Raw genomic sequence first — 11,736 nt, 5'->3', positions numbered from 1 at the left:
CGAGACGCTTCGCTTCGTACAGCGGCGACGGACGTCCGGCGTAGTCACGCTGCAGACGGTCGAGTTCGTTCAGGAAGGCGTCGTCGTTGCGGATCTTGAAGAAGGTCGTGGTGACCTCGTCGATGACCGCCATCAGGGCTTCCGGCACATGCCGTCCGCCGTAGACGCCGAAGTGTCCACCCTCGTCGGGTTCGATCGACGTACGCGTCGTCAGGCCGGTGCTGGCCGGCGGGAGCACGGTCGCGGAAGAGTCGGGATGGGCCGAATCAGGATGGGCGGTCACTACATCTCACAGTCGATCGGGCCGACGACGACATGGACCGAACACGGCCCGAAGACGTATGTCAGCGAACTGGTTTCGGGCACGACGGGTGGGTACCCGCGGTGACCAGCTCACGCACGGCGGCGCGGGGGTCACCACTTGTCACGAGTCCCTCACCCACCAGGACGGCGTCGGCGCCCGCGCCGGCATAGGCCAGCAGGTCGGCAGTGCCGCGAACACCCGACTCCGCGATGCGGATGATCTCGGTCGGCAGGCCGGGGGCGATCCGCGAGAACGTGTCCCGCTCGACCTGGAGGGTCTTGAGGTTGCGGGCGTTCACGCCGACGACCGACGCGCCGGCCTCGAGGGCGCGGTCGGCCTCTTCCTCGGTGTGCACCTCCACGAGGGCGGTCATGCCGAGGCTCTCGGTGCGGTCGAGCAGCGAGGCGAGGACGTTCTGTTCGAGGGCCGCGACGATCAGCAGGATGACGTCGGCGCCGTGGGCGCGGGCCTCGTGGATCTGGTACGGACCGACGATGAAGTCCTTGCGCAGGACCGGGATGTCGACCGCTGCGCGAACGGCGTCGAGATCGGCGAGCGAGCCGTGGAAGCGTCGCTCCTCGGTCAGCACGCTGATGATGCGCGCGCCGCCGTCTTCGTAGGCCTTGGCAAGCTCGGCTGGGTCGCCGATCGAGGCCAGCTCACCCTTCGACGGGCTCGCGCGCTTGACCTCCGCGATCACACCGATACCGGGCTGGCGGAGTGCGACCATGGCGTCCCGGGGAGCGGGAGCCTTCGCCGAGGCGGCCTTGACGGCAGCGAAGTCGGTCATCGCCTCACGTGCGGCGACGTCGGCTTTGACTCCCTCGATGATCGACTCGAGAACGTTGGGCATGCTCACAGCGACTCCGCTCCCTTCCGCTCGTCGTGTGGTCTCAGGGTAGACCGACAGTCGCGGCGACCTGTCGCCGGGTTGGCCGATTCTCCACAAAACGGGACCGGTCCTGGACTGTTGCGCATATCTCAGCCTGTCGTGTGCGTCTCAGCGAGGCGTCGGACCGGGGCACTGCTCGCCCGGAGGGTCAGCGCTCGTCCGGATCGGTGGGGTCGATGCCCGTGTCGAGCGCGTCCCACATCATGCGCTCGTTGGCGTCCCGGTCGTCGCCGGGCCGCCGGTCCTTTCCGCCGGTTCCGGCGTCGGCGTCGGCGTCGGCGTCGGCCGGGGTGTCACCGGCTTTCGCGGAGTCGGCCGCGGCCGCCCTCTTCCGCCGCTCGTAGTCGGCGAAGATCTCGGTCTCGAGCTCCTCGCGCCGGGCCGCGGGGGTCTTGTACTTGGACGACATCGTCGCACCCTTGGCGACCCGGAGCAGCACAACCGCGGCGGCGACCGCACACACCGTGCCGAGCAGGACCAGCGCGGCGGGCAACCACTGGGTGTCGGTGTAGAGCACGATGTACCGGTCCGGAATGTCCCCGGCGTCGGCGGCGTACTCGGAGTCGGCGCCACCGGCGATCAGGGAGATCGCCGGGAAGGCGGCGAGCACGCCACCGGCGGCGACGAGCAGCGCGACGAGGCGCAGACCCCAGCCGCGCACCGACAGCACCGCGGCGATGCCGGCGAGGTAGACCAGGGCGAGCGGCGTGAGCCACGGGCTCCAGTCCGATCCCTTCACGTCGAAGGCGCGCTGCGGTGAGAGGCCGTCCTCGGCCGAGACGGTGGCCCACGTCAGCCGGCTCGCGCCCCAGAACGCGGCGGCGGTGGCCAGCATCAGGACCGCCGCGATCATCTGCGGCCGTCGCGAGGACTTCGGCTTGGGCTGGGACGACTCAGGCTGGGACGACTCGGCCGGTTGGTCCGCGGATGTCACGCGATGTCTCCTGACGGGGTCTCCCCGACCCTGTTCATCGTCGACGCGGCGGCGACGGCGTTGAGCACCGCGGTTGCCTTGTTGCGCGCCTCGTTGTACTCGTACTCGGGCTCACTGTCGGCGACCACGCCGCCACCGGCCTGCACGTAGGCCTGGCCACGGGCGAGGAGCGCGGTGCGGATGGCGATCGCGGTGTCGGCGTTGCCGGCGAAGTCGAGGTAGCCGACGATGCCGCCGTAGAGGCCGCGCCGTGTCTTCTCGTGTTCGTCGATGAGCTCCATCGCGCGCACCTTGGGTGCGCCGGTGAGCGTGCCGGCCGGGAAGCAGGCGGTCACCGCGTCGAGTGCGTGTTTGTCGTCGCGCAGCGTTCCCGACACCGTCGACACCAGGTGCATGACGTGGCTGTACCGCTCGATGTGCCGGTAGTCGCTGACCTTCACCGTGCCGGGGACGCATACACGGCCGAGATCGTTGCGGCCGAGATCGACGAGCATGAGGTGTTCGGCGTTCTCCTTCTCGTCCTCGAGAAGGCCCTTGCCGAGCAGTTGATCCTCTTCTTCGGTGGCGCCGCGCCAGCGCGTCCCGGCGATGGGGTGTGTGGTCGCGATGCGGTCGGCGACGGTGACCAGCGCCTCCGGGCTGCTGCCGACGATCGTGAACGGTTTGCGGGCGATCGCGTCGGGAGCGGCAGTGTCGCTGTTCGCCTCGGTCCCCGGCATCCGCAGCAGGTACATGTACGGGCTGGGATTCGATGCCCGGAGCACGCGGTAGACGTCGAGCGGGTCGGCCTCGGTGTCCATCTCGAACCGCATCGACGGCACGACCTGGAAGGCCTCGCCCGCCTCGATCTCGCCGACGAGGCTAGTGACGATCTCGCTGTACTCCTCGAGCGTGCGCTGTGCGGTGAAGTCCGGAGTGGGCCGGTCGAAGGTCGAGACGGTCGACGACGCGGGTGCGGCGAGCGCCTCGGTCATCCGGTCCAGACGCGCCAGGGCGTCGGCGTAGGCCTCCTCGACGCGCTCGTCGGAACCGTCCCAGTTGACCGCGTTGGCGATCAGCGTGATCGTGCCCTCGTGATGATCGACGGCGGCGAGGTCGGTGGCCAGCACCATCATCATGTCCGGCAGGCCGAGGTCGTCGACGGTGGTCTCCGGGAGACGTTCGAGGCGCCGGACCATGTCGTAGGCCATGAACCCGACGAAGCCGCCGGTCAGCGGCGGCATGCCCGGCAGCGGGTCGGTTTTGAGCACGCGCAGCGACTCGGCCAGCACTTCGAGGGCGTCGCCGCCCTCGGGAGCGCCCACCGGCACCGAACCCCACCAGTGCGCCTGGCCGTCGACGACGGTCAGCGCCGAGGGTGCCCCGGCCCCGATGAAGGACCAGCGCGACCAGGAGCGGCCGTTCTCTGCCGACTCCAGCAGGAAGGTCCCGGGACGATCGCCGGCCAGCTTGCGGTACGCCGACAGCGGTGTCTCCGAATCGGCGAGCACCTTGCGTGTCACCGGCACCACGCGATGGTCACGGGCGAGGTCGAGGAATTCCGCGAGGGACGTCGTGTGCGCCCCGGCCGCCGCGTTCACGCCGCTCATCCGAGGGGCTCGCCGCCGACGCCCCACTGAGTGCGCGGCACCTCGGTGATCGTGACCCAGACCGAATCCGGGTTCTTGCCGGTCGCCTTGGCGTACGCCTCGGTCACCGCCGCGATGGTCTCGCGCTTGACGCGGTCGGAGAGTCCGGGGGTCTGCGAGATCTGGATGAGGGGCATGCAGCGTCACCGCCTTTCGGGTGTGATCACGATGGAAATCTACTGTGCGGAATCGACCGGCCGGGCGTCTGCTCCGAAAGACAGCGACTCGGTGTCGAAACAGCTGTGGTTCCCGGTGTGGCAGGCCGCGCCGACCTGGTCGACGACGAGCAACACCGTGTCGCCGTCGCAGTCGAGGCGCGCGTCGTGCACGTACTGGGTGTGACCGCTCGTCTCGCCCTTGACCCAGTACTCCTGGCGTGACCGCGAGTAGTAGGTCGCCTTGCGCGTGGCGAGGGTCCGTTCGAGAGCGGCGTCGTCCATCCACGCGACCATCAGGACGTCGCCGGTGGAGCGTTCCTGCGCGACCGCACTGAACAGTCCGTCGGCGTTGCGTTTGAGACGCGAGGCGAGCTCCGGATCGAGGGCCATCAGCGTTCTCCTGCCTGTGTCATCGGACGGTGATCCCGGCGTCGGCCATGGCGGCCTTCACCTCGTGGATGGTGAGTTCGCCGAAGTGGAAGACCGAGGCGGCCAGCACTGCGTCCGCGCCGGCCTGGACGGCGGGCGCGAAGTCCTCGACCTTGCCTGCACCGCCGCTGGCGATGACCGGGACCCGTACGGCCGCGCGCACCGCCCTGAGCATGCGCAGGTCGAAGCCCTTCTTGGTGCCGTCGGCGTCCATCGAGTTGAGCAGGATCTCACCGACACCGAGGTCCTGACCGCGCCGAGCCCACTCGACCGCGTCGATGCCGGTTCCCTGGCGGCCGCCGTGGGTGGTGACCTCCCAGCCGGACGGCGTCGGCTCCGAACCCTCCGGCACGGTCCGCGCGTCGACCGACAGGACGATGCACTGCGAGCCGAAACGTCGGCTCATCTCGCCGAGGACCTCGGGGCGTGCGATCGCGGCGGTGTTGACGCTGACCTTGTCCGCGCCCGCGCGCAGCATCATGTCGACGTCCTCGACGGTTCGGATGCCGCCGCCGACGGTCAGCGGGATGAACACCTGGTCGGCGGTCCGCTTGACGACGTCGATCATCGTGGAGCGTCCCGAGCTCGACGCGGTGACGTCGAGGAAGGTCAGCTCGTCGGCGCCTTCCCGGTCATAGCGCTCGGCCAGCTCGACGGGATCCCCGGCGTCGCGGAGATTCTCGAAGTTGACGCCCTTCACGACCCGGCCGTCGTCGACGTCGAGGCACGGGATGACCCGCGTCGCCAGCGTCATCGTCGTGTCTCCTTCGTGTGCTCGTTCTTCATGGGATGCTCTCGTGCCTGTCTCATCGGTTGCCGGGGTGCTCATTCCGACCACTCCCCGACCGTTTGCTCGATCACTGCCATCAGACCCGCGTGCACGGTCGGCGTGCCCGCGACCAGTGACGGGGAGGCGACCGTCCAGCGCTCGCCCGCGATGTCGGAGGCGACCCCACCGGCCGCCCGGACCAGCGCGGCGCCCGCCGCGTTGTCCCACGGGTGCCGCCCGAAGGCGACGGCCCCGCCGAAGACGCCCGAGGCGGTGAACGCCATGTCGACGCCCGTGCTCCCCGTCATCCGGATACGGGCGACGCGGGAACTCAACGCGCGCAACAGATCTGCGCGTCGATCCCCCGCATAGCGACCGCGCCCGGCCGCGTTGAACGGCCCGAAGGCGACCGCGGCCTCCTCCAGCGGCGTGTCCGGCAGGGGCTCGGCGGCCTCGCCGTTGATCAGCAGCGGACCGTCGGCGTGAGCAGCGTACTTGCGGTCCAGCAGCGGCAGCCACGTCAGGCCGAGGGTCGCCTCGCCGTCGACGACGAGCCCGAGCAGGATGCCGGTGAGCGGCATGCCTGCCGAGTAGTTGAAGGTCCCGTCGACCGGATCGAGCACCCACACCGGGCCGTCGACCGGATCGGCGCCGCCGAATTCCTCACCGTGGACCGGAATCTGCGTCCGGTCCTCGAGCTCGGCGGAGATCCGCCGTTCCAGGTCGAGGTCGACCTGGGTGGCGAAGTCCGTCCCGCCCTTGTGCACGGCGCTCGGCGCACCCAGACCTTCGACGAAGGTCTCGACGGCTGCGTCGAGCACCGACCCCGCGGTGTCGAGCAACCGCGGGAGGTCGAGCGAGCTCTGGGTCGCGCTCATCAGACCCCGGCGACGGCCGTGAGTGCCTCGGGCAGGGTGAAGCGGCCGGCGTAGAGGGCCTTGCCGACGATCGCGCCCTCGACACCCTGGTCGACGAGGCCGGCGATCGCGACGAGGTCGTCGATGGCCGACACACCGCCGGAGGCGACGATCGGGGCATCGGTGGCCGCGGCGACCTCGGCGAGCAGCTCGAGGTTCGGGCCCTCGAGGGTGCCGTCCTTGGACACGTCGGTCACCACGTAGCGCGAGCATCCGTCGCGGTTGAGACGCTCGAGGACCTCCCACAGGTCGCCGCCGTCGGTGACCCAGCCGCGGCCGCGGAGCCGGTAGGAGTCGCCGTCGCGGATGACGTCGAGGCCGACGGCGATGCGGTCACCGTGTTCGGCGATCGCGCGGGCGCACCATTCCGGGTTCTCCAGGGCCGCGGTGCCCAGGTTGACGCGGGTGCAGCCGGTCGCCAGTGCGGCGGCGAGGGAGTCGTCGTCGCGGATGCCGCCCGACAGCTCGACCTTCACGTCGAGTTCGCCGACGACCCCGGCGAGGAGCTCACGGTTGTCGCCGCGACCGAAGGCCGCATCGAGGTCGACGAGATGGATCCACTCCGCACCGTCGTTCTGCCACGCCAGCGCCGCATCGCGCGGCGAGCCGTAGGAGGTCTCGGTGCCGGCCGCGCCCTGGACGAGGCGGACCGCCTGCCCGTCGGCAACGTCGACGGCGGGAAGGAGTTCGAGGGTGCTACCCATGGGTGGAGTGTTCCTGTCTGTTCTCGGGTCGGGCTGTTGTGTGTCGAGCGGGTCAGGCGGGCGGGTGTCCGTCGCGGGCGGCGATCAGCTCCGCCCGCGCGCGGTTGACCATGCGGTTTGCCACGGTACCGATGGCCGCGATCATCGCGACCACTGCGGCCAGTGCGGCGACCAGACCTGCGAGCGGTGACCAGTTCGCCAGCAGGAGGATGAGCGGTATGCACGCCGCCAGGACCAGCACACCGGCGCCGAGAGCGTAGAACGCGAGCTTGGCGATCGAGAAACCGCTGCCCGCAGACGGGGTGTCGGGCGTGCTCCCGTCCGCTTCGCCGGCCGGCGTGCCGTCGGTCATGAGAGGCCCTTCACCCAGTTCTCCAGGAGTTGGGCGCCGGCGTCCCCGGATTTCTCCGGGTGGAACTGCGTGGCCGAGAGCGGTCCGTTCTCGACCGCGGCCAGGAAGCGTCCACCGTGCTCGGCCCAGGTCAGCTTCGGAGCGTGCAGCGGCGAACCGACGTTGTCCATCTCCCAGGTCTGTGCGGCGTAGGAGTGCACGAAGTAGAACCGGGTGTCGGCGTCGAGGCCGTCGAACAGCACCGATCCCTCGGGGGCCTCCACGGTGTTCCAGCCCATGTGCGGCAGGACCGGCGCGGGCAGCTGGGTGACGCTGCCGGGCCACTCACCGCAGCCGTCGGCCTCGACCCCGAACTCCACGCCGCGTTCGAAGAGGATCTGCATGCCGACGCAGATGCCCAGAACCGGGCGTCCACCGGCGAGGCGGCGGCCGATGATCCGGTCGCCCTTCACCGCGCGCAGGCCTTCCATGCACGCGGCGAACGCACCCACACCCGGAACGACCAGGCCGGTCGCCTGCAGCGCGGTGTTGAAGTCGGAGGTCACCGTCACCTGGGCGCCGGTGCGTTCGAGTGCACGCTGCGCCGAGCGCAGGTTGCCCGAACCGTAGTCGAGGATCGTGACGTCGGTAGCGCTCACAGGGCTCCCTTCGTCGACGGAACGCCGCTGACCCGGGCGTCGTATTCGGTGGCCGTGCGCAGGGCACGCGCCACGGCCTTGAACTCGGCCTCGGTGATGTGGTGCTGGTCGCGGCCGTAGAGCACCCGCACGTGCAGGGCGATGCGGGCGTTGAGCGCGATCGACTCGAAGACGTGCCGGTTGATGATCGTGGAGTACGGCACACCCGGGTAGCCGCCGATCACCGCGGTGAGCAGGTGTTCCGGTTCACCGGTGTGCACGCAGTACGGACGCCCGGAGACGTCGACGACGGCCTGCGCGAGGGTCTCGTCCATCGGGATCCAGGCGTCGCCGAAGCGGCGGATGCCCCGCTTGTCCCCGAGTGCCTGACCGAGCGCCTGGCCGAGCACGATGGCGGTGTCCTCGATGGTGTGGTGACCCTCGACCTCGATGTCGCCCTCGGCCTTGACCGTGAGGTCGAAGCTGCCGTGCTGACCGAACGCCGTCAGCATGTGGTCGTAGAACGCGATGCCCGTGGAGATGTCGGTGATGCCGGTCCCGTCGAGGTTGAGTTCGACCGAGATCGAGGATTCCTTGGTGGTCCGTTCGACCTTCGCGATGCGAGGCGCGGGGATGCTCACTGAGAGTTCTCCAGATCTGTTGTGGCGAGCGTGCGGCTGACGTCGAGGAATGCGTCGTTCTCGTGCGGGAGTCCGATGGTCACCCGCAGGTGGCCGGTGATCCCGACGTCCCGGATGAGGACACCGGCGTCGAGGTAACGCTGCCACGACGCCGGAGCATCCCGGAAGCCGCCGAACAGGACGAAGTTCGAGTCCGAGTCGACGACGCGGTAACCGAAGCCGGTGAGCGCCGTCACCACGCGTTCGCGTTCGGCGATGATCGCCGCGACACCGGCGAGGGTGTCGTCGCTGTGCCGCAGTGCGGCGCGCGCGGCGGCCTGCGTCAGCACCGAGAGGTGGTACGGCAGGCGGACGAGCTGGATGGCGTCGACGACGGCCGGGGCGGCGGCCAGGTAGCCGAGGCGTCCGCCGGCGAAGGCGAAGGCCTTGGACATGGTGCGGCTGACGACGACCTTGGTCGGGAACTCGTCGATGAGCTCGGTCGCGCTCGGCGCGGCGGAGAACTCGGCATATGCCTCGTCGACGATCACGATGCCGGGCGCGGCCTCGATGATGCGTCGTAGATCGGCGAGCGGGAGCGAGCCACCGGTGGGGTTGTTCGGCGAGGTCACGAAGACCACGTCGGGTTCGCGGTTGGTCACCTCGGCGACGGCGTAGTCGATGTCGAGACCGAAGTCGGGCGACCGTGCCGCGACCAGCCAGGTGGTGTCGGTGCCGTCGGAGATGATCGGGTGCATCGAGTACGACGGCACGAAGCCGAGCGCGGAGCGCCCGGGACCACCGAACGCCTGCAGCAACTGCTGCAGGATCTCGTTGGAACCGTTTGCGGCCCACAGGTTTTCGACACCGAGCTGCACACCGGTCGCGCGGGTCAGGTATGCGGCGAGGTCGGTGCGCAACGCGACCGCGTCCCGATCCGGGTAGCGATGCAGTTCCGCGGCGGCCTCACGTGCCGACTCGGCGACGTCGTCGATCAGCGCCGGTGACGGCGGGTGCGGGTTCTCGTTGGTGTTGAGGATCACCGGCACCTTGAGTTGCGGTGCGCCATAAGCGGATTTGCCGCGCAGGTTCTCCCGCAGCGGCAGATCGTCGACGCTGATCTGCGATCCGGGGACCGAGCGCCCCGCCTCCGTCGTCACAGTCGCGTCCGATGCCGTCATGGGCGCACGCTTCCGGCGAAACGCTGCTTCACCGCGTCGCCGTGGCCGGGCAGGTCCTCGGCGTCGGCGAGGGTGACGACCTTGTCGGCGACCTCACGCAGGGCGGCCTCGTCGTAGTCGATGACGTGGACGCCCTTGAGGAAGGTCTGCACCGACAGGCCCGACGCGAAGCGCGCCGAACCCGAGGTCGGCAGAACGTGATTGGAGCCCGCACAGTAGTCGCCGAGGCTGACCGGCGCGTACGGACCGACGAAGATCGCGCCGGCGTTGTGGACACGGTCGGCGACCGCGGCGGCGTCGCGCGTCTGGATCTCGAGGTGTTCGGCGGCATAGGCGTCCACGACGGCGAGGCCGGCTTCGACGTCGTCGACCAGAACGATGCCCGACTGCTCCCCCGACAGCGCGGTGGTGACGCGCTCGCGGTGCTTGGTTGCGGCGACCTGCTGCTCGAGGGCGACATCGACGGCGTCGGCGAGTTCGGCGCTGGCGGTGACGAGCACCGAGGCGGCGAGGACGTCGTGCTCGGCCTGGCTGATGAGGTCGGAGGCGATGATGCCTGCGTCGGCCGAGTCGTCGGCGAGGATCGCGATCTCGGTGGGACCTGCCTCGGAGTCGATGCCGACCACGCTGCGGCACAGACGCTTGGCGGCGGTGACGTAGATGTTGCCCGGTCCGGTGATCAGGTCGACGGGGTCGAGGACTGCGCCCGGCTCGTCGGCGGCGTCGGTGTCGGTTCCGCCGTACGCGAGCAGCGCGACGCCCTGTGCGCCACCGACGGCCCACACCTCGTCGACGCCGAGGAGCGCACAGGCCGCGAGGATGGTCGGGTGCGGCCAGCCGCCGAAGTCCTTCTGCGGGGGCGACGCGACGACCAGCGAACCGACGCCGGCCTCCTGGGCCGGGACGACGTTCATGATCACCGACGACGGGTAGACCGCGTTGCCGCCGGGGACATAGAGGCCCACGCGGCGGACCGGAATCCACTTCTCGCTGACGACGCCGCCGTCGACGACCTGGGTGCGGGTGGTCTCCCGGCGCTGATCGGAGTGGACCTTGCGCGCACGGGTGATGGACTCGCGCAGCGCGTCGGCGACCTGTGCATCCAGACCGGCCAGCGCGTCGGCGATGACCTGAGCAGGCACACGCACCGAAGTCGGGCGGACACCGTCGAACTTCTCACCGAACTCCAGGGCCGCGGGCGTGCCGGTCTCGGCCACCGCATGCACCACCGGCGTCACCGTGTCGAGTACGGCATTGACGTCGGTACCCCCGCGGGGCAGCGCACGACGCAATTCGGCGAGCGTCGGAGTGCTACCGCGCAGGTCAGTTCGGGCGAGCATGATCTCTCCTGGTCGGTGCGGGAAATTACCCATCCAGGATACGGGTCGGTGGCCAGCGGGTTTCTGGTGCGGGTGATCACCGGCGTGTGGTGTGTCGGGCGCCACGCCGCTACGGCGCACGTCGGCGACCCGGGCGGTACCCGGGTCGCCAACGTTGTGGCCAGGCCTCGCGTCAGGGGTTCTTGTCCCCCGAGGGGAGTTGGAACCAGGTGTCGAGGTCGAAGTCCGCCTTGATGCTGCCCTGCTCGACGAGGAACGCCTTCGTGCCGGTGAGCAGTTCGATGGCCTGTGCCGGGAACGGTTCCTCGGAGTAACCGTCGGGGTTCGCCGCGGCACGGACCGCCGCCTCGGGAGCCTTCGAGTTGCCGAGTTCGAACCGCAGGTACTCCTCCCAGTGGGCCTTGGCGTACCTGACGGCGTCGGCGTGAAGCTTCTGCCACGTAGGTGCGAACCCGGGGTTCTTGGTGAGGAAGTCCTCGCTGCTGACGGTCACACTCGTGCCGGCGAGGTTCGGACGATCCCGGTAGACCGAATCGACCAGATGGAAGCCCTTGCCTTCGAACGTCTGCAACGCGACCGACGGGATGACGCCCGGCAGCGCCGCCGCGTCGATCTCCCCCGAGTTGAGTGGCGCCTCCTGATCTGCCGGGTACAGGTGGATCAGGTTCGCCGAGATCCCCTCCTCCGCCAGTTTGACTCAGTGTGATTCGGAAGCCCAGTCGCGCCGCCTGGCGTCACGATGCGCCGGAGCCCTCGCGAGCCGGACGGTCCGGCTCGGTGGTCATCTCGCCGCCCATTACCAGACGCCACCGACAATTCCCGCGATCGTGCGGGTTTCGATAGTCGTTGCGCGGCAATGGGATTGCGAGTACAGTCGAACATACATTCAAA

General features: G+C 69.5%; 14 protein-coding genes and 1 pseudogene. All 15 read right to left on the bottom strand.

Annotated features, from left to right (window positions below):
* Positions 1-283: pseudogene (locus tag GOALK_RS12380) on the bottom strand (tryptophan synthase subunit beta); the annotation flags it as partial.
* 61 nt (positions 284-344) lie between these two features.
* A complete protein-coding gene (gene trpC / locus GOALK_RS12375; protein WP_035755315.1) occupies positions 345-1,163 on the bottom strand; it encodes an indole-3-glycerol phosphate synthase TrpC in 819 nt (272 codons plus the stop codon).
* 181 nt (positions 1,164-1,344) lie between these two features.
* Positions 1,345-2,130, bottom strand: a complete 786-nt coding sequence (locus tag GOALK_RS12370; RefSeq protein ID WP_006359160.1) for a Trp biosynthesis-associated membrane protein — start codon at positions 2,128-2,130, stop codon at positions 1,345-1,347.
* Positions 2,127-3,719: an anthranilate synthase component I gene (locus GOALK_RS12365; protein WP_035755313.1), complete on the bottom strand. Its 1,593-nt coding sequence runs from the start codon at positions 3,717-3,719 to the stop codon at positions 2,127-2,129. Before GOALK_RS12365 ends, GOALK_RS12370 begins: the two co-directional genes overlap by 4 nt.
* Positions 3,716-3,895, bottom strand: a complete 180-nt coding sequence (locus GOALK_RS12360; RefSeq protein WP_005196179.1) for a tautomerase family protein — start codon at positions 3,893-3,895, stop codon at positions 3,716-3,718. Before GOALK_RS12360 ends, GOALK_RS12365 begins: the two co-directional genes overlap by 4 nt.
* A 39-nt stretch (positions 3,896-3,934) precedes the next feature.
* Positions 3,935-4,306, bottom strand: a complete 372-nt coding sequence (gene hisI / locus GOALK_RS12355) for a phosphoribosyl-AMP cyclohydrolase (RefSeq protein WP_006359158.1) — start codon at positions 4,304-4,306, stop codon at positions 3,935-3,937.
* A gap of 19 nt (positions 4,307-4,325) precedes the next feature.
* Positions 4,326-5,099, bottom strand: a complete 774-nt coding sequence (hisF, locus tag GOALK_RS12350) for an imidazole glycerol phosphate synthase subunit HisF (RefSeq protein WP_006359157.1) — start codon at positions 5,097-5,099, stop codon at positions 4,326-4,328.
* Positions 5,100-5,170: 71 nt separating this feature from the next.
* Positions 5,171-5,992 carry an inositol monophosphatase family protein gene (locus GOALK_RS12345; RefSeq protein WP_006359156.1) on the bottom strand — a complete coding sequence of 274 codons (822 nt, stop codon included), beginning with the start codon at positions 5,990-5,992 and terminating at the stop codon, positions 5,171-5,173.
* A complete protein-coding gene (priA, locus tag GOALK_RS12340) occupies positions 5,992-6,735 on the bottom strand; it encodes a bifunctional 1-(5-phosphoribosyl)-5-((5-phosphoribosylamino)methylideneamino)imidazole-4-carboxamide isomerase/phosphoribosylanthranilate isomerase PriA (RefSeq protein ID WP_006359155.1) in 744 nt (247 codons plus the stop codon). Before priA ends, GOALK_RS12345 begins: the two co-directional genes overlap by 1 nt.
* 52 nt (positions 6,736-6,787) lie before the next feature.
* Positions 6,788-7,087 (bottom strand): hypothetical protein, encoded by a 300-nt coding sequence (locus GOALK_RS12335; protein WP_006359154.1) that lies wholly within the window; start codon positions 7,085-7,087, stop codon positions 6,788-6,790.
* Entirely contained in the window at positions 7,084-7,725 is a 642-nt protein-coding gene (hisH, locus tag GOALK_RS12330) for an imidazole glycerol phosphate synthase subunit HisH (protein ID WP_006359153.1), read from the bottom strand. Before hisH ends, GOALK_RS12335 begins: the two co-directional genes overlap by 4 nt.
* Positions 7,722-8,345, bottom strand: a complete 624-nt coding sequence (hisB, locus tag GOALK_RS12325; protein WP_005196188.1) for an imidazoleglycerol-phosphate dehydratase HisB — start codon at positions 8,343-8,345, stop codon at positions 7,722-7,724. Before hisB ends, hisH begins: the two co-directional genes overlap by 4 nt.
* Positions 8,342-9,505 carry a histidinol-phosphate transaminase gene (locus GOALK_RS12320; RefSeq protein WP_035755311.1) on the bottom strand — a complete coding sequence of 388 codons (1,164 nt, stop codon included), beginning with the start codon at positions 9,503-9,505 and terminating at the stop codon, positions 8,342-8,344. Before GOALK_RS12320 ends, hisB begins: the two co-directional genes overlap by 4 nt.
* Positions 9,502-10,845, bottom strand: coding sequence for a histidinol dehydrogenase (hisD, locus tag GOALK_RS12315; RefSeq protein ID WP_040004186.1), 1,344 nt, complete (start codon positions 10,843-10,845; stop codon positions 9,502-9,504). The genes GOALK_RS12320 and hisD overlap by 4 nt, the downstream gene beginning before the upstream one ends.
* Before the next feature lie 172 nt (positions 10,846-11,017).
* The gene (locus GOALK_RS12310) at positions 11,018-11,416 is read right to left on the bottom strand and encodes a hypothetical protein (RefSeq protein ID WP_006359150.1); all 399 of its coding nucleotides are present in this window, start codon (positions 11,414-11,416) and stop codon (positions 11,018-11,020) included.
* Positions 11,417-11,736: the final 320 nt, after the last annotated feature.

Source organism: Gordonia alkanivorans NBRC 16433, from assembly GCF_000225505.1.
GTDB lineage: Bacteria > Actinomycetota > Actinomycetes > Mycobacteriales > Mycobacteriaceae > Gordonia > Gordonia alkanivorans.
This window is presented reverse-complemented; position numbering and strand designations above follow the sequence as displayed.